Raw genomic sequence first — 20623 nt, 5'->3', positions numbered from 1 at the left:
CAGCTTAGACGTTGAGCCCCGGCGGAGGGCCCTACTCCTTGAACAGCCCCGCCAGGTCTTCCGCCGTGATGGCTCCGCCGGCCAGGGCGTCGCCTTCCATGACGTCAGCGAACAGCTGCGACTTCCGGGTCTTCAGCGCCATGACCTTCTCCTCGATGGTGTCCTTGGCCACGAGCCGGTACACCATCACGTTCCGGGCCTGCCCAATGCGGTGGGTCCGGTCCACGGCCTGGGCTTCGGACGCCGGGTTCCACCATGGATCGAGCAGGAAGACGTAGTCGGCCTCGGTGAGGTTCAGGCCGAACCCGCCGGCCTTGAGCGAAATCAGGAACACGGGCGCGCTGCCGTTCTTGAACTCGCTGACCACGTCGGCGCGGTTCCTGGTGCCGCCGTCGAGGTAGCAGTACTCGATCTCTTCCTCGTCCAGCCGCTCCCGCACCTTGCCCAGGAAGCCGGTGAACTGGCTGAAGATCAGTGCCCGGTGCCCCTCGGCCACCAGGTCTTCGAGCTGCTCGAACAGCACATCCAGCTTGGAGGACCGCACCGCGGACAGGGAAGGGTCCACCAGCGACACGTCCAGGCTGAGCTGCCGCAGCAGGGTCAGCGACTGGAAAATGGTGAACCGGTTCTTGTTGACGTCCTCGATCAGCCCGAGGATCTTCTGCCGTTCGCGCTGCAGGTGCGTCTGGTAAACCTTCTGGTGCCGCGGATTCAGCACCACTTCCAGGATCTGTTCCTGTTTGGGCGGCAGGTCCTTGATCACCTGGTCCTTGGTGCGGCGCATCATCAGCGGCCGGACCCGGCGCCGGAGCTTCTCCAGTTGCCCCTTGTCGCCGTTCTTCTCCACCGGCTTCTGGTAGTACTCGGCGAAGCGCTTGGGGCTGGAGAACAGGCCCGGCGCCACGATGGACGTCAGCGCCCAGAACTCCATCAGGTTGTTCTCCAGCGGCGTGCCCGTGATGGCAAGCTTGAACGCGGCCGGCAGCTTGCGCGCGCACTGGTAGGCCTTGGACTGGTGGTTCTTCACGAACTGCGCCTCGTCCAGCACCAGCCCGTTCCAGGTACGCGAGGCGTAGGCGTCATAGTCAATCCGGAACAGGGCGTAGGACGTGATCACGATATCTGCCCCGCCCAGGGCCTCCGCCACGCCCTGGCCGCTCTTGGCGAAGGTCTCGCCGACCGTCCGCACGGTCAGCCCGGGGGCAAAGCGGGCGGCTTCGAGGGCCCAGTTGCCCACCACGCTGGTGGGGGCCACCACCAGGAAGGGTGCGACGGCGGCGGGCCGGTTTCCAGGGTCCGCGGCGGCACCGGCGTCGGGCGTCTCCAGGGACGCAGCAGCCGCGACGGCCAGCTCCTTCGCCGCGCACATCAGGGCCAGCGCCTGCACGGTCTTGCCCAGGCCCATGTCGTCGGCCAGGATGCCGCCCAGTCCGTGCTTGTACAGGAAGCTGAGCCAGTTATAGCCCTCCAGCTGGTACGGTCGCAGCTCGGCGTTCAGGGACGACGGCAGCGGCAGCCCGTCCGTGCCGCCCTCCAGGAGTCCGCCCACCGCGGACCGCCAGGCGGCGGCCTGTTCGTCAACGATCCCCAGCTGCGCCAGTTCATCCCACAGCCCGGCCTGGAACCTGCTGATCTGCAGCGGCGCGTCCTTGTTGTCCTGCAGCGACCTGGCTTCCTCGATCAAAGCCCGCAGCTGGTGCAGCTCCGGCAGGTCCAGGGAGAAGTAGGCGCCGCTGGGCAGCAGCATCTTGGTCTGGCCGGCGGCGAGGGCCGAGAAGACAGCGGCGAAGGACACGGGCTGGCCCTCCAGTGATATCTGGATGCCCAGGTCGAACCAGTCACGCTGTTCGGTGGCCTTGGTGGAGATCGACACCACCGGCGCTTCCTCGGCCTCGCGGTAGTCGGCGATGTCGCCCACTGTCTCCACGTCCACGTCCAGGGCTTCCCGCAGCCGCGGCAGCACGTCCTCGGTGAAGGCCAGCGTGTCCAGGCCGGTCAGCTCGGCGGACGCCGCCAGCCGGGGAGTGCCCCAGCCGCCCGTCGCCGATTCGCCCAGGGCGGCCACCACATCCCAGGGGTGGCCGATCCCTTCCAGGATGCGGGCCTCGGCGGTGTCGTCGCGGTAGCCGTGGTCGCCGGGGTGGCGCCACAGTGGCTGCGCGGTGACCAGCTTGCCGGTTTTGTAGTGCCACTCCCAGTGCAGCCGCACCCGATGGTCCGCGCCGTAGTTGGCCAGCAGAGAGAGGGTGGGGACGGCCAGTTCGGGCAGTTCCACGGACTCATCGCGGGTTGTCACCCGGGCGGTCTGCTTGAGCTTGGGGTAGAAGCCCGTCAGGAACCGCGACTCGTCCCGGGCCGGGATGTGCAGCATGCTTCCCGCGGTGACGAACGCCAGCAGCTCCTCGCTCAGCCCGTTTTCCAGCGGCGCCAGCGTAATGATGCCGTCTGGGTCGGGGACGCCGGGCAGGGCGGCTTCCCCGGCCGTGAAGAAGAGGCCGTGCGCGGGCCTGCCGATGGTGCCCACCGCCGCCGGATCAACCTCGGCCCCGTCAACGGTGATGGTGGGCGAAAGCTCCAGGCCGCCGTCGGACGCCTCTGCATTGGCGCCGGGGCCGGCGGCGCCGCCTTTCACGCTGGACGGCTCAGCCACGGGGGTGCCGTACCGGCTGAGGGAAAGTCCGACGGCGGCAGGGGACTCGGCCACCCGTACCGGCTCGGTGCCGCGCGAGTGGACCAGGGCGAGCCCGATCTTCCGGGCATCGGACAGCAGGCTCCACAGGTTCTTGCCGGCGTAGGAGTTCAGGCCCAGCCACAGGCCGGCGGAGTTGTGCATCCGGCTGGCGGAGGAGGAATGGCCGGCCAGGAACTCCTGCAGCCATTCCACGTGCGCCTGGTTCGATTCGCGCCGGAAGTTCAGGTAACTCAGGGTGTTCCAGGAAACGTCACCGCGGATCCACTTGCCCTTGGCGCCCATGATGACGGGGCGGACCTTGAGCTGCCGGACGCCGCGAACCGGGTCCCGGCGGCCTGTGTAGGAAAAGTGCGGCGGTGGTTCCTCCACCTCGAACTGCAGGGCCAGGGGAACCCCGCTGGTGGAGGGGGCGGAACCGGGCTGGGAGATCAGCGGACTGAGGGCCTGCTCCCAGTCCGGGAGGGCCGCGGACGGTGCACGGGATACCTGCGTGGAGGTGGACGGTGCCAGCAGCTGCATCCGGATGGAGGGGTTGTCCTCGGCCGCGAACAGCAGGGCCGCGACGTGCTTGCAGTCCTTGCGGACGGGGCAGCTGCAGACGCCCACGGTGCAGCTCCAGCCGCCGGCCTTCCGGACCAGCTTGGCCGTGGTGGAGTAGGGAACTTCCGCGCCGCCCCGGACCTTTCCCAGCATGAGCCCCGTGCCGCCGTCGAACGATATGCCGGAGACCCTGCTTGCCATGGCATACGCCAGCCCGGCCGCCAGCGAGCGGTCGTTGATGGCGGGTGTCTGTATTGCCAGGTCCGCACTTTCGTCCGGTTGGGATGGCATGGTGAGCGCTACTTTCGGCAGGCCACGGCGGAGCCGGGTCCGGTGGGTGGTTATCTGATCCATCTTAGTTCGACGGGCGGCACCCCCATGCCGCCGGCTGCCTGCCCTGGTGGTCCCGAAAACTTCGCTCGACGTTCATTTCCTTCCCGATGCTGGCGTGAACCGGCCGTCGTAGCGTGAAAGCGTCCGGAGCACCGCCCCCGCCGAGCAAGGATTGCCATGACCATCACGCCCCAGCCCGTCGTCCTGACCAGCAGCAGTATCGGAGGCAGGGATGAGGAGGTGGTGGAGGCCAACGCGGCCATCATCGATGCGATGCGCAGGGCCACGCTGCGGCTGGAAGACATGTCTCCGGTGGCCGTCCGAAGCTGCCTGGTGGACTTCTACCTGTCGCAGGCGCTGGAGGGCGGCTTCGCGCAGTACGCCGTCATGGCGGGCGGCCGGATCGCCACCGACCCGCTGGTCCGCGAAGGCATGGCAGGGATGGGGGCCACCGCGCACCTGGACCTGTTTAACCGGGCCGCGGAGGCCTACGGCGTGCTGACCGCCGGAACCGAAGCGTCCTACCTGGCCGGCGGTGCCGGTGACAGCGGGTCCAGTGCCGGCGCCCTCCTCCGGGTCGGGGAGCTTGACGGCGAGTTCGAGGAACTGCTGGAGCACGAGAACATCACAGCCCTCAATGCCCGGTGGCTGCGTGGCCAGCCGGACCTGCTGGTGCTGGACGACGAGGAAGTGGGCCCCTACATCCAGCGGCTCGCTGCCATGGTTCCTGACTTGGCCGAACGTAAAGCAGCCGGTGCCTCAGCTCTGCGGATCGCCGGAGCGCCGTGAAACAGCCGGAGCGGACCGGCGATCCGGAACGCTTCCAGCGATTTGAAGGCAGAAAAAGAAATTTCCAAACACCCGTAACCTTTCCGCAACCGCAGGCGATGTAGTCAGTGATGGGTCCGCCCGGCGGGCCCAGTCCGATGTGTTGTCTAGGTTTTGGAGAAGTAAATGTCTGTGTTCACCGTTCTCGCCACCAGCAAAGTCGCCGCCGGAGTCCTGGCCGCCGGAACCCTGGCAGTAGGAGGAACCGGTGCCGCCGCCGTCTCCGGTGTCCTTCCCGCCCAGGCCCAGCAGACCGCCCACGAACTTTTCGGTGCACCCGCCCCCAAGCTCGCCGCCGAAGCAGCGGCTGACGCGCAGGCCACCCCTGCCCCCTCCGCCACCGCTGCAGTCACCGACGCCCTGAAGAGCGCCGACGCCACCGCAGAGGCCACAGCCAAGGCTTCCGCGTCCGCTGAGGCATCTGACGAAAAGGCCGGTGCCAACGCCACCGGGTCCGCCACGGCCAACACCGCCGTTGACGCTGCCGGTCCCGCCGCCCTGGGCCTGTGCACCGCCTTCACCCACGGCGGCCTGGACGCTTCCTCCAAGGCGTTCTCCTCGCTGTCCATCGCGGCACAGGGTGAGGCGAACATCAAGAGCTACTGCACCGACGTCGTGGCCAAGGCCGACGCCGCAGCCAAGGCCAGTGCCGGAACCAAGGGTTCCGTGTCCGTTGAGGCCGCGAAGCCCGAGCTCCCCGCTGCTCCAGCAGTGCCCGCCGTTCCGGCCGTCCCGGGCGTCGACGGCGCCAACACCGTTCCTGCTGTTCCTGCCGTTCCCGCCGTGGGTGGCAACACCATCCACACGCCGTCGGTTTCGGCCCGCTAAGGCTCATTGGCTAGTCTGGACTGCGGTTGCGGCCGCAGTCCGGGCAGCCGGGCGGGGGCGCGCACCTTTGGAAGAGCCCCCTGGCAAACCCGCAAAAAGGCAGCCGGAATACCACGGGAACTGGCAGTCCGAACCGGAAACCGGGACCAGGCGCAAGCCCGGGCCCCGGGATGGAGGAGCCGCTGGTGCTGGACACTTTGGCCCAAGAAGAGATCGACATATTCGACAACGCAGCCGGAACTGATCCGGCCGTGTTGTTCGCTGCTGCCTATCGAACCTTCGCGGGCCCGGTCCACGGGTACCTCAAGGCGCGCGGACTCGATGACCCCGAGGCCGTTACCCAGGACGTCTTTCTGGCCTTCCACTCCAGGATCGGCACGCTCACGGGTGGCCTGCAGGGCGCCAAATCGCTGATCTTCTCAATTGCCCACGCGCGCATGGTGGACCACTACCGGCGGGTGGAGCGCAGGCCGCAGCTCACACCGTACGACCCCCAGCATGACGGCCGGACCACGCCGTCCGCGGAGGACCACGCCGTGGAACTGACGGCCGGCGCCGAAGCCATGCTGGAAGGGCTCAGCGAAGAACATCAGGAGGTCCTGGCCCTTCGCGTCGTGGCGGACCTGTCCATCGACCAAGTGGCCGCCATCATGGGCAAGAGCGCCGGAGCCATCAAGCAGCTCCAGCGCCGGGCACTGCAAAACCTCAAGGCACAAACGCTCAAGAGAAACCAGGCACATCATGAGTGACACCGCAGGATCCCGCAACCAGGGGGCTGTCGACCAGCTTTTGCTGGAGGCAGGCATGGACGACGACGGCCAGCTCCGTGACGCCCTGCTCAACCTGCGTGCCCTGGCGGCAGAGGCCCCGGCACCCTCCGCCGAAATCGCAGCGCTGATGGCAGGCACGTCAGCTGCCGCCACCACCGTGCTGCCCGTTGGTGGGCCTGCTGCCACCACCGTGCTTCCCACCGCCGGGGCCGCCGCGGACGCCGGGGCAGCTCAACCCAACACAGCTCGACTCAACACAGCTCAACCCAACCCACTGAAACCGGCTGATGAACTCGCAGCCCGCCGCAGGGCCAAGCGCCGCATCACGCTCACTACACTCTCGGTGGCTGCCTCGCTCGCTGCCGGCGGTGCAGTGGCTGCCGCCTCCGACCAGGGCTTCCGCGACTCCATCTCCCAGCTGAACCATGCCGTCACCTCGTTCGTGACTGGTTCCGCGGCGGCACCTGCCGGCAACGACACCAAACCGGCTCCGGTACCCGGTCCGGCGGGACCCCGGCCGTCGGCAACCAGCAGCGCGGATGCCGTCCCACCGGCACCCGCGCCCGCCTCTGCACCTGCCGCCGCGGCGCCGTCGGGCGTTCCGGCACGGCAGGGAAACACCCCCACTCACGGGACGGCTACGCAGAAGCCTGCCCAGGTTCCCGCGGAGCCTGCACTGCCCACCGACGTGTCGGGGGACGTCAGGAAGGGCCTGGAACAGGGCCCCAAGCTGCCCGTTCCGTTGCCTACCGAGATCCCGCTCCCGGGCAAAACCCCGGACGTTCCCCTGAAGTAGGGCAGGTCCTGCAGCTCTCCCGGATCGCGGAGCTTTGCCTAGTAGCCCTGGGCCGGCGCTGCCTTGACCATGGCGCCCGACGGGTCGGACAGGTACCAGACTCCGCCCACGCCCTGGCCCAGGACGTCGCCCGGCTTAGTGTCCTTTGCGAAGTAGTAAAGAGGCATGCCGTTCAAGGTCACCTGTTTCTTGCCGTCAGGCGTGGTGATGGTGCCCAGCTTCCCGGTCACGCCCTCTGCGGTGGGGGATCCCGACGTGGTGGTCAGCGGCGGCCACTGGACCAGGCAGGAACCGGTGCAGGCGCTGCTGCCGGAGTCCTTGGTGTCCTTGGTGAAGAAGTAGAGGCTCATGCCCTTCGCGTCCACGACGATGCTGCCGTCCGGAGAGGAAGCTGTCTTAAGCTCGACGGCGGCACTTGCCTTCGATGACTGTGCAGAGCCCGACGGTGCCGTGGAGGAGGCACTGGAGGAGGACGCGCCGGTGGTGGCCGGGGCCGTGGCCGCCGGGGTGGTGCCGGCGTTGCTGCCGCAACCGGTGAGGGCTGCCGCCAGGGCCAGGATGGCAAGGCCTGCCCCGAGATGCTGTTTCATGGTGTGCTCCTTGGCTGTGTGCTTTCTTGGCTGGTGCCTCTTCGGCCGGGCGCCCGTTTCTGGATCATGGGGCGCTAACCCCTACGACGCCTCCGGGTAAAGAATGGTTCACAGGTACGCTGTGGCGCTGTCCGATTGAACCGATTCCTGTTCCCTGTCGTGGTAACAGCCGGGAGCGCAGATGCCGTGGCGTTCCCCGCGGGCATTGATGTGCCCAGGGCATCGATGTGCGCAGGGCAGTGATCTGGGCGGGGCAGTGTCTGGACGGGACAGTGGCGGGAACGGGCAGTGACGGGAGGAGCGGGATGCCGCTCGACGACAACGTGGTGGAGGCCATCTACCGTGAACACGGCAGCGCCCTGCGCCGGTTCGTGCTCAGCGCCACCCGGGATCCGCAGCTCGCGGAGGACGTGGTCCAGGAAACCGTGCTCCGCGTCTGGCAGCATGCCCCGGAAATCAACGGCAGCTTCCGCAGTTACTTGTACCGCACAGCCAGGAACATCATGATCGACAACTACCGCCGGAGCCAGCGCCGTCCGCACGAGGCGCTGGAAAGCAGCCTTACCGACCCCGCCGAGGTGATGGGCCGCGTTGACGAGCTGCTCAACCGGGTCCTGATGGAGGAAGCGCTGCTGCGGCTGAGCAAGGAACACCGGGACGTCCTGGTGGCCCTTCATTACCGCAGGTTCACCGTCAACGAGGCCGCGGTCCAGCTCAACATCCCCAGCGGCACCGTCAAGTCCCGCGCCTATTACGCCCTCCGGGCCCTGCGCACCATCCTGGACGAAATGGGGGTGGAACGGTGAACACCAACCCGCACCACCTGCTGGGCGCCTACGTTCTGGGCGGCCTTGACCCCGCCGACCTCACCCTGTTCGAGGCGCATCTCCAGGACTGCGCCGCCTGCCGCAAGGAACTGGCGGTACTGGAGAAAGTGCCCATGCTCCTTGATTCCCTTCCCGTTCCTGACGCAGTGGCGCTCAGCGGCATTCCAGGCAGCAGCGCCGTGCCCGGCGGCAGCGAGGGAACTGATGCCAACACCCCGGCGCGCCTGTTCAACGAACTGGCGCACCGCCGTCGGACCTTACGACGGCGGTGGGCGGCTTTGGCCGGGGCTGTTGCCGCCGCGTGCCTGGCTGTGGGCCTGGCCGTGGGGCCCCTGCTCGTCAGGCCGCCGCAGCCGGATGCCACCTATTCCGTGGCGTCCGGCGGAGGGCTCCAGGTGAACATCGACATGGCCCGGAAGACTTGGGGGACCGAACTTGCGGTCAGCGGCAGCAGCCTGCCGGCGGAAGGGACCCTCTCGCTGTGGGTGCGGGACCGGGCAGGCACGGAGGACCGGGCCTGCGCCTGGACTGCAACCCCCAGCGGAAAGGTCAAGGTCACCGGGGCGACGCCCATCCAGCTGGGCAGCATCTCGAGCGTTGAACTGCGCGACGGCGCCCAGCGGGCCGTGGCGGTCATCACCGTTCCCTAGGGCTGCGGGTTCCTGGCCTGGTTGGCTGCTTCACCGGCATTCCCCAGTGCCCGGAATTCCGCCACCAGGGCGGGGTCCTCGCAGGCGCGGGCGAAGGCCTCGATCCGGCGTTCGATCTCGTAGCCCAGCAGCCGGCTGCCGATCCCTTCCATGAGGGGCCGGAGCAAAGCCGGACGGCATGAGAAGGTGTATTTCCAGACCGCCCGGGTGCCGCCGTCGTCCGCCGTGAACCGCCAGCCACCGCCAAAGTTCGTGAAGAACCACGGCCCGGCCACCATGGTCATTCCGACGTTCCGTGGCGGTGCGTAGGAGACGTACTGGCTCACCATCACCAGGCCCAGCCGGGACCTGGTCCGGGTGCGGACGCCCTTTCCCGCCGCACGCGCCCCGTCAAGGAAGCCCTGGGCGGAAATAAAGGGGTCCCACTTGAGCCGGAAGTCTCCCGTGGTCTGGGAGAGGGCGAACGCAGTCTCCGGATCGATACGGATAAGGCGTTCAGCGCGTACCTGGGGCATGCCCCAACCTAACCACGCCGCAGGGTGTTACTTGGTCATTTTCGCCAGCCGGGCGCGCATGATCATATACGCGCCGTAGCAGACCAGCCCGGCTCCCACCGCGGCCAGGAGATAGGGGCCCATGGGCTGGTCGCGGAGTGCACGCAGGCCGCCGTCCAGGCCGGTGGAGTCCTCCGGGTGTTCCTTGATGGTGGCGATGACGATGAGCAGCCCCGTCAGCAGCAGTACCAGACCCTTGGCCAGGTAGCCGGCAATGCCCAGGGACAGCACAGCGGTCCGGGCCGCGCCGGCGGCAGGCATCCGCAGCTGCTTCTCGAAGCTTCTCTTGGGGCCCCGCATACCGTAGGCCACCCCCGTAACAGCGACTGCCACGCCGATCACCACCAGCAGTGCCACGCCGCCGGGGGCAGCCATCATGGAAATGGTGAAGTCGCTGGTGGCCTTGCGGTTGTCATCGCCGGTGCCTGTACCCGTGGCGAAATGCCAGAGAGTCAGCGCCAGCACCGCATACACGATTGCCTGCAGCGCGGCCTTGGCTTTGTTCTTGACCTTTTTCTTGGTGGCCTGGTGGTTGAAGTCGAAGATCGCGTCACCGGCCTGCCAGAGTGACAAGGCTGCGCAGGCGGCAAAGCTTCCCCACAGCAGGAACGGCCCCACAGGCATGGTGGCGAGCTCAGCCACGGCGCCGCTGAAATCGGCGTGCCCGGTGCCGCCCATGGACAGGCGGATGGCGATGGCACCCACCAGCAGGTGCAGGATGCCGCTGGCCGCGAACCCGGTCCGGGCCAGGAACTCGAGGACCCGCGAATTGGTGACGTCCTCGGCCTTGTCAACGACCTGCTTCAGTTCTTCTTTGATCGTCTTTCCTTTGGACAGGCGCGGTTGTGCGCCGGTGTGCGTGCCCTTCTTACAAGGCCAATCGTCCCACGCCGCCGGGGCGCGGAACAGTCGGGCGGGCACGCCCGGGCGATGGGGAGGGATCCCCATCGCCCGGTTCCGGCACCTGTGCAACCATAAGGACCAGCGATCGACACGTACCGCACTCTTTTCCGGGGGAAACCATGACTTTTTACGGCGCAGACATCAGCCAGTTGCGGGCGCTGGCCAAGGCCGCGGACCAGGCAGCATCACTGTTGAGCAGCCGCGCAGGGTCCCTGCACAGCCAGATCCAGTCCGCGCCGTGGAAGGGCCGGGACGGTGAACGGTTCCGCCAGGAGTGGAGTGCCAGCCACCGTCCCAGCCTCGACAAAGTGGTGGCAAGCCTGCGGGAAAACTCGAAAATCCTGATGAAGCATGCCGACGAGCAGGAAAAAGCGTCAACGGCCGGAACCGGCGGCTCCGGCAGCAGCACCTGGGACCGGCTCACCTCGATGGCCGCCCAGGCGAAGGAGTGGTTCAAGGAAAGGGCCGAAGAAGCCAGGGCGGCTGCCGAACACCGCCGGGAGCTCGAAACGGGACTGGACCGGATGCTCAACGCCAGCCCGGAAGAGCAGGCGAAGTGGTGGGCCGGCCTGTCCGATGCCGACCGGGCGTACCTGATCCAGGGCGAGGGCAGCGATGGCCCGTTCGCCGAGGACCTCATGCGCATGGATGGCGGCATTCCGGCGTCCGCGCAGGAGCTGGCAAAACAGCACCTGCAGGACCTGGCCAAAGCAGACATCCCGGTCTACACGGAAACGGGCAAGGCCTCCATCGAAGCCCGGGTTGCCTGGGTCCACGGCGGCGCCGAGGTGGGGACCGAAGTGGTGGAGAACGCCGACGGCTCCGCCACCATGAAGGTGTACGGAAACATGGGCCTGGGCGTCAACGACGCCAGCGGCACGGCGGGGGCGACGCTCACCGGCGAGGTGTCCCGCGAGTACACGTTCGGCAGCGTGGAGGAAGCCATGGCTGCCCGCGGGCAGATGTACCGCGACCTTCCGCCGGACAGCATCGGTGAAATCAAGGATGTGGCCGGCAACCCGCCCGGATACATTCTGGACACCATCAATGATGCGGCGAAGGACAACGGCTCCACCGGACAGACGGACAAGGCCAAGGGCACGTTCTCGCTCGATGCCAGCGGCGAGTCCGGCACGGCGTCCGGCGGGGCGAAGCTCGATCTTGCGTATGAGCGGAACCTGACGGACGGTACTTCCACAGCCAGCGGGGAGGTTTCCGCCCAGGGCCAGCTCAAGCTGGACGGCCGGGTCTTCGAGGCCTCCGGCAAGGGCGGCCTGCAGGTCAACATGGACAAGGACAACAACATCGATTCCGTGTCCGTCTCCATGGACGGGACCGTGGCCCAGGGCGTCACGTCCGGTGTGAAGACCGAGGCTGCGAAGTTCGATTCCACCGTGACGGCCGGTACCCAGGGCAGCGTCAGGATCGATGTCGATTACTCGCCCGAGAACCGCCCGGTCATCGACAGCTACCTGCGCAACGTGGCCCTGGGGAATGATGCGGGTGCCGCCCGAGATGCCGCCCGGCTGTACGAGGCCGGCTCCGCCACCGTGCAGGTGAACTCCGTCGTGACGGCCACCAACGAGGCCGGGTTCGACGTCAAGGTGGGTGAAGTGGACGTCAAGACCGAGAACCAGGCCACCACCAATGTGTCCACGTACTATAAAGTCCCCAACGACACCAAGCTCGAGAGGCTCTGAAACCAATGTCAGTGCACATCGAATCCCCGCTGGGCTTCACCGCAGATTTTCCCGAGCACACCCAGGTCCTGGAGGATTCCACGGCCGGGCCCAACAGCGAACAGTACGGCCTGCTGGGCGGCGTCCTGGTCACCGTCATCAAGGATGACACCTCCGTGCAGGATGCGCCGCAGGCCAACGGCTGGGCGCACCTGATGGCTGACTTCTACCTTGAGGACCGCGGCGGCACCCTCCTGGCGGAGGGCGAGTTGAACCTGCCCGGCAAGGCGGCCTACGCCGTGGTGGTGGGATATGACGACGACGGCGGCCCCGCCAAGGTGGCGGCCACAGTGGGCGTGTGGGAAAGCGGCCGGTTCATCGGTGTCGTGGTCGTCTGGCCCTACCTGAACCCGGAAGCGGAACCGCGCCTGGCCATGCTCAAGGAGATCGTGGCCGCCATCAACGTCGGCTAGGGGCGTCCCCGGGCCTCAGCGGCGCCGGTAGCAGAGATCGAAGATCAGCCGCCCGGCCTCGTGGGCCTTTGCCTCGAAGCTGGTCCGGATCCTGCCCTCGAAGCGGGGAGCCCAGCCGCCTGTTTCGTCCACGCCCTCGTTGGGCCCGGTGTGTTCCGTGCTGACCGGGGCGCGCCCCTCACGTACCGGCGCCCCGCCCACCACCGATTCGACGCCGGACTGCCACACCTGCGTCAGGGGGCTTTCGGGGCCGCGGCGCTCGCCGGTGTGCAGGTTTTCGAAGTCTCCCGAACCCGCCATGACGTCCCGGACGTGGACAGCGTAGTTTGACCAGTCGGTGGCGATCCGGAACAGGCCTCCCGGCTTCAGCGCCCGTGCCGCAAGCCCGGCGAACTCGGGCTGGATGAGGCGGCGCTTATGGTGCCGCGACTTGTGCCAGGGGTCCGGGAAGAAGACCCACAGTTCGCTGACCGAGCCTTCGGGCAGCATGGTGGCCAGGACCTCGGGTGCGTTTGCTTCCACCACGCGGACGTTGTTCAAGCCCCTGCTGTTGATCTTGATAATCGTGTTGGCCAGCCCCGGCGTGTAGACCTCCACGGCCAGGAAATTGGTGTCCGGGTTCTGTTCCGCCGCATGGCAGATGGCGTCGCCGAGTCCGGATCCGATCTCGACGATGAGCGGGGCTTCACGGCCGAATTCTGTGGCTGCGTCAAAGGTGTAGTCGGGGTGGACCGAAGTGTTGGCTACATGCCGTGGCACGTTGACTGCCCACCGCTCGGCGTGCTCGGCCCAGGCGGCCTGCCGGCGCCCCTGAAGCCTGGTGCCGCGGCGCACGAAACTGACGGGGCGGCCGCCGTACGTGCCGAAGGAGGCCTGGGTGCCGGGCGTCACGGGCCTGGGGACATGCGGCTGCTGGGGGTTTTCAGGGGATTCGCTCATCCCTTCCAGAATAGCGCCGCGGCGACGATGGACGATCGGAACGCCCTGAATACGCCTGTGCCCGGAGCACTCCGATGCTCAGAACACGCCTATGAGGTCGAGTGCGGGACCGAGTGCCAGGGCGAAGACCACGCCGCAGATGCAGAGGGCAACTGCCGCCACGGACCGGCTTCCTGATCCCCGTGGCAACTGTTTCAGTGCCGGGAGTGCCAGCCGGAGACCGAGGAAGGCGAAGAGGAGAGGCAGGCTGAACAGCACGAAGGGAGCTACCCAGGGAGTGCGGGAGTAGCCGTTGTCCGAATAGGTCAGGAGCATGGCCAGCCCGGCGAACGGTCCCGTCAGGTGCATGCTGACCGGGGCAAGGATCGCCAGGACCAGGCTGTTCGTCGCTTTATGACCGGGCGCTCCCGGCGGCTGACCAGGGCCGCCGTGGAAGGGAGGCGGCCCCGTCCCGTCCGCCGGTGCGTTCTCCGGCGATGCGCCCTCCAGCCTTGCGCTTTCCGACGCTGTGCCCTCCAACTCCGTGCCCTCCAGCCCTGCACTTTCCGACGCTGTGCCCTCCAACTCCGTGCCCTCCAGTGGTCCACCCTTCAGCGTCCGGCTCTCGGGCGGGGCGGGGGGTGATCCCGGCTGCGGTGTCGTTTCCATGGTGCTCCCGTTGCTAGGTGCGGCCAGGTGCGTGGCCGCGGCTGGTAACAACCTACGAATCTGCCTGGAGCGCCGGAAGGTGCGCACGTCCGTATGTGGAAAACTCCACGCCGGTGCCCGCCTGCAAGAATGGGCGGATGACCGACGCAACGAATGCCGAACCGGGGATGCAGCAGCGAAGGGCTGACTCCGGGGAAGCCCATGGCCGGACCAGGACGGGCAGCAGCCTGGTGGACCTCAGCACCCTGGTGGATGCAGAAATTGATGAGCTGCCGCCTGCGGAACCCACCCGCGTGGGCAGCCGGCGCGCCCTGGCATATCTGGGTGTGTGCCTGGTCCTGATCGGCCTGAACCTGCGCAGCGTCTTTTCCAGCCTCTCCGCCGTCCTGCCGGAAGTGACATCGCAGGCCGGGCTGCCCGGCTGGTCCGTGGTGGTGCTGACCACGGTTCCCGTGACACTGCTGGGCGTGTTCGCACCCGTCGCCCCGGTCCTGGCCCGGCGGTTCGGCGCGGAGCGTGTGCTGCTGGGCGCCATGGCACTGCTGACCGCTGGACTGCTGCTGCGGCCGGTGGACACCGGGGCAGCCGCCGGCGGTTCGGGCCACCTGCCGGCCCTCCTCGTTGGAACGGCAGCCTGCGGGGCGGCAATCGCCCTGTGCAACGTGCTCCTCCCCGGGCTGGTGAAGCGCGACTTCCCGCACCGGCTGGGGCTCATGGGCGGCCTCTACACCACCGCGATCTGCGCATCAGCCGCCCTCGGGGCCGGCTTCACCTACCCGGTCTACACGGCGACGGGGGAGTGGACCAAGGCGCTGTGGGTCTGGGCGCTGCCCGCCGCCGTCGTCCTCTTGTTGTTCCTTCCCGTTGCCGTGCGGCAGGGAAGTGTCCGGCACCAGGCCGTCAAGGACGGCGTGAATGTGTGGCGCTCACCGGTCGCCTGGCAGGTCACTATTTTCATGGTGCTGCAGGCCATGATGTCCTTCAGTGGCTTCGCCTGGCTGGCGCCGATCCTCCGCGAAAGGGGCGTGGACGGGGCCACCGCAGGGCTGATCGTTGCCGTGTGTATCGTGCTGCAGATGCTGGGCTCCCTGTTCGCGCCGGCCCTTGCTGCGAGGTTCCGCGACCAGCGCGCCATCAACACGGTGGTGGCACTGATGACCGGCGGGGGATTCGTGCTGAGCATCCTCGGCCCGCTCAACCTCATCTGGGTGTGGGCCGGCCTGCTGGGACTGGGGCAGGGAAGCCTCACCGCCGCCGCATTGACCCTGATCATGCTCCGCACCCGTGACGGGCACACCGCCGCCCACCTCTCCGGCATGATGCAGGGTGTGGGCTACGGAGTTGGCTCCACGGGCACCCTCATGGTGGGCCAGCTCCACCAGGCAACGGGGTCCTTCGTTCCCGCCGGGGTCCTGTTCATGGTGGTGGGCCTGCTCGCGGCGGTCTTTGGCTACCGGTCCGGCCGGAACCGGTTCGTGGAGTAGGAACCGCTGTGCAGGACTCCACGCTCCCGGGAACCCGCGACGCCGCCGGGATCTTCCGGCCACCATACCTTTGGGTGACCGTGGGAACCTGCGCCCTGGTGTTCCTGGCCGCCTTCGAATCCCTTGCCGTGACCACCATCATGCCCCTGGTCAGCCGGGAGTTGAACGGCGGAAGCCTCTACGCGCTGGCCTTTGCGGGGCCCATGGCCACGGGCGTGATCGGCATGGTGGGAGCCGGAAACTGGTCAGACCGCCGAGGGCCGGCCGCGCCGCTGTATGCCTCGGTGGCGCTGTTCGTGCTGGGCCTGCTCATCGCGGGCAGCTCGGCGTCCATGCCCATGCTCGTGGTGGGGCGACTGGTGCAGGGGCTGGGCGGCGGCGCCCTCACGGTCGCGCTGTACGTGCTGGTGGCGCGGTTCTTCCCGGGCCCCCTCCACCCTCGGATCTTCGCTGCGTTTTCGGCCGCCTGGGTGGTCCCGTCCCTGGTGGGACCCTTCGCCGCAGGTGTGGTGGCGCAGGTCTTCAGCTGGCACTGGGTGTTCCTGGGGGTGGTGGGCCTGGTCATTCCGGCGCTCGCGATGATCGTGCCCGTGCTGCGCGGACTGGACGGACCCGACGCGGAGGGGCGGCCGGCCGGGACGGGCCAACCCGACGAAACCGCACAGCCGTGGGCCCTGGGCCGGCTGGGATGGGCGGCACTGGCCGCGCTCGCCGTGCTGGGGCTCAATCTCTCCGCGGACGCCAGCATCCCCGGCTTCCCGGCAGCCACGGCACTCCTGGCGCTCGCCGCCGTCGTCCTTGCCCTGGTGGCTGTGCGCCCTTTGGTGCCCTCCGGCACCCTCGCCGCCCGCCGCGGCCTGCCCAGCGTCATCCTTGCCCGGGGGCTTGCATCGGCCTCGTTCTTCGGCGCCGAGGTCTACCTTCCGTATCTCCTGATCGACCAGTATTCGTTCCCGCCCACACTGGCCGGCCTGACCCTCACCGGCGGCGCGCTGGCATGGGCGGGGGCCGCCGCTGTGCAGGGCCGGATGGGCACACGGCTGCCGCACCGCCGCGCCGTCCAGTCCGGTTCGCTCATGGTCCTGGCCGCAATAACTCTGGCCCTGGCCACCACCGCGCTGCACTGGCCGCCCGCCACCGCCATCGCGGGCTGGGTGCTGGCAGGGGGTGGCATGGGCCTGCTCTACCCCCGCCTGAGCGTGATGACCCTGGCCCTGTCCACTAAGGAGAACGAAGGCTTCAACAGCTCCGCGATGTCCATCTCAGACTCCCTGGGCGGCGCGCTGTCCCTGGCCACCACCGGGATTGTGTTCGCGGCATTCACGACGCCGGTCCAGTCCTTCGCAGGGGTCTTCGCCTTCACCGCCGCCATCGGGGTCGCCGCGGTCCTGGTGGCACCGCGCGTCACCGCCGGGGGGCGCGTGGGCGGCTAGGAAAGGCGGGTGGCGCGCACGATGACGTCGGCGATGGTGGCCTCCTGCCCTTCCGGCCCGGTCACTGGGCGCTCCCGGCTGGTGAGGACCTCCAGCTGCCATCCGGGCTGATCCAGTCCCAGTTCCCGCACCAGCTGGTTCCCGGTGTAGAACATGCCTTCATGGTGGTGCCCCGGACCCCACGGCGGCAGCCGGTCCGGGTGGTGGCCCACCACCAGCAGCGTTCCGCCCGGTTTGACGGCCGAGGCCGCGGTGCGCAGCGGGATCCGCCAGTCCAGCTCCTGGGAATGCAGGAACTGCGACGTCACCAGGTCATAGGAATCTTCCGGCTGCCACTGCGTCAGGTCCGCCAGCTGCCATGTGATCCGGCTTTCCATATTGCCGTTCGAGGCGTGCACGCTTTCCCGCGCCAGTTCGGCCAGTTCGTGGGAGCGGGCCCGTTCCAGGGCAACGGCGGAGACGTCGACCGCGGTCACGGACCAGCCTTGCTGAGCCAGCCAGATGGCGTCGGCGCCCTCGCCGCATCCCAGTTCCAGCGCCTTCCCGGGCCGCAGGCCACCGGCCTCCCGGACCAGCTGCGGGTTCGGCTTGCCGCTCCACAGCCTTGCTTTGCTGCGGTACCGCTCGTCCCAGGCGGAAGCCGCGTCACTGCCGCCGCCGCCCCCTTCCGGCGACGTGCCGCCGTCGTGCGCGTGCCCTTCGTGCTGGGTGTCCTGGTGCTCGCTCATGCCTCAACACTGCCCCGCCATGCCCCCGAAGGCAACGCCGACGACGGGTTCCCGGCGCGGGGATGATAGACTGGGGGAACTTGATGTGCAGTGATGCCGCCTGCTCCGGATCTGGAGGTTCCTTTCCAGGGAGTGGGCTTTCTTCATGTGAGAGGCACATCCTGCGTCGATGAACGCGTTCCATTTGGTCCCGGCCGGCTGTCCTTATTTACAGCGCCCGGTTGATCACCTGACTTTTCTTCGGCGAAACCCCTGGTCCAACCGGCATCGGGGGCCGATATCCGCCTGGATACCGCCAGAAAGACCGTAAAAAACTACATGACTACTTTTGCTGCCCTCGGTACTCCCAAGGCCCTTGCAGACACCCTTACCGCCCAGGGAATCGTTGAACCGTTCCCCATTCAGGTGAAGACCCTTCCGGACACGCTGTCCGGCCGTGACGTCCTGGGCCGGGGCCGGACCGGATCCGGTAAAACCATTGCTTTCGCTATCCCGCTTGTAGCAAGACTCGCTGAGCGGGAAGCCAAGTACTTCCGCAAGCCCGGACGCCCCATGGGCCTGGTCCTGGCACCCACCCGTGAACTGGCAACCCAGATCAACGCCACCATCGAGCCGCTGGCCAAGGCCGCCGGCCTGAACACCACCGTGATCTACGGCGGCATCTCCCAGGCCCGGCAGGAAAAGGCGCTGCGCGCCGGCGTCGACATCGTCATCGCCTGCCCCGGCCGCCTGGAGGACCTGATCCGCCAGCGCATCCTTACCCTTGAAGCGGTGGAGATCACCGTCCTGGACGAGGCCGACCACATGGCCGACCTCGGCTTCCTGCCGGTGGTCAAAAAGCTCATGGACATGACCCCCAGCCAGGGCCAGCGCCTGCTCTTCTCCGCCACCCTGGACAACGGCGTGGACAAGATCGTCCAGCGCTACCTGTCCAACCCGCTCACCCACTCCGTGGACGATCCGCAGGCAGCGGTGACCACCATGGAGCACCACGTGCTGGTGGTCAACGACCAGACCGTCAAGAAGCAGCTGATCGTGGAGCTCGCCTCCGGCGCCGGCCGCCGCGTCCTGTTCATGCGGACCAAGCACCACGCCCGCAAGCTGGCCAAGACCCTGACCGACGCCGGGATCCCCGCCGTGGACCTGCACGGCAACCTCTCCCAGAATGCGCGTGACCGCAACCTGGCCGAGTTCTCCAACGGTGACGTCCGCGTCCTGGTGGCCACCGACGTCGCCGCCCGCGGTGTGCACGTCGACGACGTCGAACTGGTCATCCACGTGGACCCGCCCACCGAGCACAAGGCGTACCTGCACCGTTCAGGCCGTACCGCGCGTGCCGGTTCCGACGGCACCGTGGTCACGTTGACCCTGCCCGAGCAGCAGGCCGACGTGAAGAAGCTGATGAAGGCCGCCGGCGTGGACGTCAGCTTTGAGCGCGTCACGGCCAGCTCACCCATCGTGGCTGAACTGGTTGGCGACCTTGCGGAGAAGGTCGACCCCCGCACCCGTGCCGCGCTGCTGGCAGCCAAGGCACCCAGGCAGGGCGGCGGCACCTCCACCGGCGCCAACGCGGAGCGCAAGCGTGCACGCCGCCAGGCTGCTCCCACCACCGGTGGGCGTGGCGGACGTGGTGGACGCGGCAAGGTTTCGGCCGAACCCGCCCGCAGCGACGCCACCCGCGCCGAGCGCCGGGCTGTCGCCTTCGAGGGCCGCACGGAAGCCCGTGCCGCGTTCGACCGCAATGCCGAGCAGAACGAGGACCGCGCAGTGGCAGCAGCCGCTGCCCGCCGCAACGCCCGCGGCCGCGGCACCGCTTCGACCCACCGCAACGACGTTCCCGCAGCAGGTGGCCGCTCATCGGCCGGCCGCGGATCGGACGGGCGTGCAGCCGAGGGCCGCAGCGATTCGCGGATCACCCGCAGTGACGCTCCCCGTGGCGGCACCGGACGCCCCACCGGCGGACGCCCTGCCTCGGGCGGTGGCCAGCGCAGCGGACGCCCCGCAACCGGCCAGCGCGCCGCAGCGGGTGCCTCCGGCCAGCGCTCCGGCGCAACCGGTGGAAGCAAGGCAGTCTGGTCCTCCAACACCGGCGGAACCTCGGGAGGCTCCTACGGTTCCGGCAGCGGCAGTTCAGGCAACGGCGGCTCGGGCCGTCCCGCCCGCAGCGGCCCCCGCCGCGCGTCCGCCCCTGCGTCGAACGAGCGCCGCGGCCGCTAGAAGTGCCTTTTGAGCGGGCCCGCCTTTTAGGTGGGCCCGCTCAGCCATTTAAGGGGATTTACCAGCCGCGGGCGCGCCACTCATCGAGGTGCGGCCGCTCGGCAACCAGCGTGGTTGGCTTGCCGTGCCCGGGATGGACGACGGCGGTGTCCGGGTAGGCGCCGAACAGCCGTTCCGTGACGTCGGACAGGAGCTGGTTGAACCGTTCTGGGTCCTTCTCCGTGTTGCCCACACCGCCCGGGAACAGCGAGTCGCCGGAGAAGATGTGGGCCGGACCTTCCGGGTCCTCATAGACAAAGGCGATGGAGCCGGGCGTATGGCCGCGCAGGTGCACCGCGGTGAGCTCGAAGCCATCCACGGCCACCGTGTCCCCGTGCCCGAGCCGCCGGTCGGCGGCAATTGGCAGCGCATCGGCGTCGTCCGCCCCTGCTGCCGTACGCGTCCCCGTGGCTTCCACCAGTTCCTTCAGGGCCCGCACATGGTCCCAATGCTGGTGCGTGGTGGCCACCAGGGCAAGCCGCGGAGCTGCAGAGGTGTCCGCAGCCCCGTCCGCCAGCAGTTGCCGGATGGCCGGGAGGTCGTCAGCGGCATCAATCAGCACCTGCGCGCCGCTCTCCTTGGCGGTCAGCAGGTACACGTTGTTGTCCATCCCGCTGACGGAGATGCTGCGGATGGTCAGGGCCGGCAGGTCATATCGAAGTGAGTCCATGT

General features: G+C 68.2%; 19 protein-coding genes. 11 read left to right on the top strand and 8 right to left on the bottom strand.

Annotated elements, in window-relative coordinates; genetic code table 11:
- Positions 1–31 precede the first annotated feature (31 nt).
- Positions 32–3523: a DEAD/DEAH box helicase gene (locus tag VIK36_RS19655; protein WP_324643302.1), complete on the bottom strand. Its 3492-nt coding sequence runs from the start codon at positions 3521–3523 to the stop codon at positions 32–34.
- A 219-nt stretch (positions 3524–3742) separates the two neighbouring features.
- Here VIK36_RS19655 and VIK36_RS19650 point away from each other — a divergent pair, with 219 nt between their 5' ends.
- The 4 genes from VIK36_RS19650 to VIK36_RS19635 all read left to right on the top strand — a co-directional run bounded on the left by VIK36_RS19650 (position 3743) and on the right by VIK36_RS19635 (position 6787).
- Positions 3743–4354 (top strand): DMP19 family protein, encoded by a 612-nt coding sequence (locus tag VIK36_RS19650; RefSeq protein ID WP_255173483.1) that lies wholly within the window; start codon positions 3743–3745, stop codon positions 4352–4354.
- Positions 4355–4519: 165 nt separating this feature from the next.
- Complete coding sequence (locus VIK36_RS19645) at positions 4520–5221, top strand: protein tyrosine phosphatase (RefSeq protein WP_324643301.1); 702 nt, start codon at positions 4520–4522, stop codon at positions 5219–5221.
- A gap of 170 nt (positions 5222–5391) precedes the next feature.
- On the top strand, positions 5392–5970 hold the full coding sequence (locus VIK36_RS19640) for an RNA polymerase sigma factor (protein ID WP_255173481.1): 579 nt from the start codon (positions 5392–5394) through the stop codon (positions 5968–5970).
- Positions 5963–6787 carry a hypothetical protein gene (locus VIK36_RS19635; RefSeq protein WP_324643300.1) on the top strand — a complete coding sequence of 275 codons (825 nt, stop codon included), beginning with the start codon at positions 5963–5965 and terminating at the stop codon, positions 6785–6787. Before VIK36_RS19640 ends, VIK36_RS19635 begins: the two co-directional genes overlap by 8 nt.
- Before the next feature lie 38 nt (positions 6788–6825).
- Here the strand turns inward: VIK36_RS19635 and VIK36_RS19630 are convergent, their stop codons facing one another.
- Positions 6826–7377 (bottom strand): hypothetical protein, encoded by a 552-nt coding sequence (locus tag VIK36_RS19630; protein WP_324643299.1) that lies wholly within the window; start codon positions 7375–7377, stop codon positions 6826–6828.
- Between the two features lie 305 nt (positions 7378–7682).
- Here VIK36_RS19630 and VIK36_RS19625 point away from each other — a divergent pair, with 305 nt between their 5' ends.
- A complete protein-coding gene (locus VIK36_RS19625) occupies positions 7683–8183 on the top strand; it encodes a sigma-70 family RNA polymerase sigma factor (protein ID WP_255173478.1) in 501 nt (166 codons plus the stop codon).
- On the top strand, positions 8180–8854 hold the full coding sequence (locus tag VIK36_RS19620; RefSeq protein ID WP_324643297.1) for a zf-HC2 domain-containing protein: 675 nt from the start codon (positions 8180–8182) through the stop codon (positions 8852–8854). Before VIK36_RS19625 ends, VIK36_RS19620 begins: the two co-directional genes overlap by 4 nt.
- Here the strand turns inward: VIK36_RS19620 and VIK36_RS19615 are convergent.
- Both VIK36_RS19615 and VIK36_RS19610 read right to left on the bottom strand, forming a co-directional pair.
- The gene (locus VIK36_RS19615; protein ID WP_324643295.1) at positions 8851–9369 is read right to left on the bottom strand and encodes an SRPBCC family protein; all 519 of its coding nucleotides are present in this window, start codon (positions 9367–9369) and stop codon (positions 8851–8853) included. The two genes, VIK36_RS19620 and VIK36_RS19615, sit on opposite strands and share 4 nt — an antisense overlap.
- A 27-nt stretch (positions 9370–9396) precedes the next feature.
- The gene (locus VIK36_RS19610) at positions 9397–10215 is read right to left on the bottom strand and encodes a DUF1206 domain-containing protein (protein ID WP_324645321.1); all 819 of its coding nucleotides are present in this window, start codon (positions 10213–10215) and stop codon (positions 9397–9399) included.
- Positions 10216–10430: 215 nt separating this feature from the next.
- Here VIK36_RS19610 and VIK36_RS19605 point away from each other — a divergent pair, with 215 nt between their 5' ends.
- Complete coding sequence (locus tag VIK36_RS19605) at positions 10431–12011, top strand: hypothetical protein (protein WP_324643294.1); 1581 nt, start codon at positions 10431–10433, stop codon at positions 12009–12011.
- A gap of 5 nt (positions 12012–12016) precedes the next feature.
- Entirely contained in the window at positions 12017–12463 is a 447-nt protein-coding gene (locus VIK36_RS19600; RefSeq protein ID WP_255173474.1) for a hypothetical protein, read from the top strand.
- Between the two features lie 15 nt (positions 12464–12478).
- On the opposite strand, the gene trmB is transcribed toward VIK36_RS19600, so the two are convergent.
- Both trmB and VIK36_RS19590 read right to left on the bottom strand, forming a co-directional pair.
- Positions 12479–13402: a tRNA (guanosine(46)-N7)-methyltransferase TrmB gene (trmB, locus tag VIK36_RS19595; protein WP_255173473.1), complete on the bottom strand. Its 924-nt coding sequence runs from the start codon at positions 13400–13402 to the stop codon at positions 12479–12481.
- Positions 13403–13480: 78 nt separating this feature from the next.
- A complete protein-coding gene (locus VIK36_RS19590) occupies positions 13481–14050 on the bottom strand; it encodes a hypothetical protein (protein WP_324643293.1) in 570 nt (189 codons plus the stop codon).
- 137 nt (positions 14051–14187) lie between these two features.
- Between VIK36_RS19590 and VIK36_RS19585 the strand changes: the two genes are divergently transcribed.
- Together VIK36_RS19585 and VIK36_RS19580 are read left to right on the top strand one after the other, a co-directional pair.
- Positions 14188–15534, top strand: coding sequence for an MFS transporter (locus VIK36_RS19585; protein ID WP_324643292.1), 1347 nt, complete (start codon positions 14188–14190; stop codon positions 15532–15534).
- Positions 15535–15542: 8 nt separating this feature from the next.
- Positions 15543–16967, top strand: a complete 1425-nt coding sequence (locus VIK36_RS19580) for an MFS transporter (RefSeq protein WP_324643291.1) — start codon at positions 15543–15545, stop codon at positions 16965–16967.
- Here the strand turns inward: VIK36_RS19580 and VIK36_RS19575 are convergent.
- Positions 16964–17695, bottom strand: coding sequence for a class I SAM-dependent methyltransferase (locus tag VIK36_RS19575; RefSeq protein ID WP_324643290.1), 732 nt, complete (start codon positions 17693–17695; stop codon positions 16964–16966). The two genes, VIK36_RS19580 and VIK36_RS19575, sit on opposite strands and share 4 nt — an antisense overlap.
- 318 nt (positions 17696–18013) lie before the next feature.
- Here VIK36_RS19575 and VIK36_RS19570 point away from each other — a divergent pair, with 318 nt between their 5' ends.
- Entirely contained in the window at positions 18014–19912 is a 1899-nt protein-coding gene (locus VIK36_RS19570; RefSeq protein WP_324643289.1) for a DEAD/DEAH box helicase, read from the top strand.
- 58 nt (positions 19913–19970) lie between these two features.
- Here VIK36_RS19570 and VIK36_RS19565 read toward each other — a convergent pair whose 3' ends face one another.
- The gene (locus tag VIK36_RS19565; RefSeq protein ID WP_324643288.1) at positions 19971–20621 is read right to left on the bottom strand and encodes an MBL fold metallo-hydrolase; all 651 of its coding nucleotides are present in this window, start codon (positions 20619–20621) and stop codon (positions 19971–19973) included.
- Positions 20622–20623 lie beyond the last annotated feature (2 nt).

It is taken from the genome of Pseudarthrobacter sp. LT1, from assembly GCF_035621795.1.
Classification (GTDB): Bacteria; Actinomycetota; Actinomycetes; order Actinomycetales; family Micrococcaceae; genus Arthrobacter.
This window is presented reverse-complemented; position numbering and strand designations above follow the sequence as displayed.

Bases quoted from the DNA above. Each gene is read 5' to 3' on its own strand.
- VIK36_RS19655 (WP_324643302.1), bottom strand. From the start codon at position 3,523: ATGCCATCCCAACCGGACGAAAGTGCGGACCTGGCAATACAGACACCC.
- VIK36_RS19650 (WP_255173483.1), top strand. From the start codon at position 3,743: ATGACCATCACGCCCCAGCCCGTCGTCCTGACCAGCAGCAGTATCGGA.
- VIK36_RS19645 (WP_324643301.1), top strand. From the start codon at position 4,520: ATGTCTGTGTTCACCGTTCTCGCCACCAGCAAAGTCGCCGCCGGAGTC.
- VIK36_RS19640 (WP_255173481.1), top strand. From the start codon at position 5,392: ATGGAGGAGCCGCTGGTGCTGGACACTTTGGCCCAAGAAGAGATCGAC.
- VIK36_RS19635 (WP_324643300.1), top strand. From the start codon at position 5,963: ATGAGTGACACCGCAGGATCCCGCAACCAGGGGGCTGTCGACCAGCTT.
- VIK36_RS19630 (WP_324643299.1), bottom strand. From the start codon at position 7,377: ATGAAACAGCATCTCGGGGCAGGCCTTGCCATCCTGGCCCTGGCGGCA.
- VIK36_RS19625 (WP_255173478.1), top strand. From the start codon at position 7,683: ATGCCGCTCGACGACAACGTGGTGGAGGCCATCTACCGTGAACACGGC.
- VIK36_RS19615 (WP_324643295.1), bottom strand. From the start codon at position 9,369: ATGCCCCAGGTACGCGCTGAACGCCTTATCCGTATCGATCCGGAGACT.
- VIK36_RS19605 (WP_324643294.1), top strand. From the start codon at position 10,431: ATGACTTTTTACGGCGCAGACATCAGCCAGTTGCGGGCGCTGGCCAAG.
- VIK36_RS19600 (WP_255173474.1), top strand. From the start codon at position 12,017: ATGTCAGTGCACATCGAATCCCCGCTGGGCTTCACCGCAGATTTTCCC.
- trmB (WP_255173473.1), bottom strand. From the start codon at position 13,402: ATGAGCGAATCCCCTGAAAACCCCCAGCAGCCGCATGTCCCCAGGCCC.
- VIK36_RS19590 (WP_324643293.1), bottom strand. From the start codon at position 14,050: ATGGAAACGACACCGCAGCCGGGATCACCCCCCGCCCCGCCCGAGAGC.
- VIK36_RS19585 (WP_324643292.1), top strand. From the start codon at position 14,188: ATGACCGACGCAACGAATGCCGAACCGGGGATGCAGCAGCGAAGGGCT.
- VIK36_RS19575 (WP_324643290.1), bottom strand. From the start codon at position 17,695: ATGAGCGAGCACCAGGACACCCAGCACGAAGGGCACGCGCACGACGGC.
- VIK36_RS19570 (WP_324643289.1), top strand. From the start codon at position 18,014: ATGACTACTTTTGCTGCCCTCGGTACTCCCAAGGCCCTTGCAGACACC.
- VIK36_RS19565 (WP_324643288.1), bottom strand. From the start codon at position 20,621: ATGGACTCACTTCGATATGACCTGCCGGCCCTGACCATCCGCAGCATC.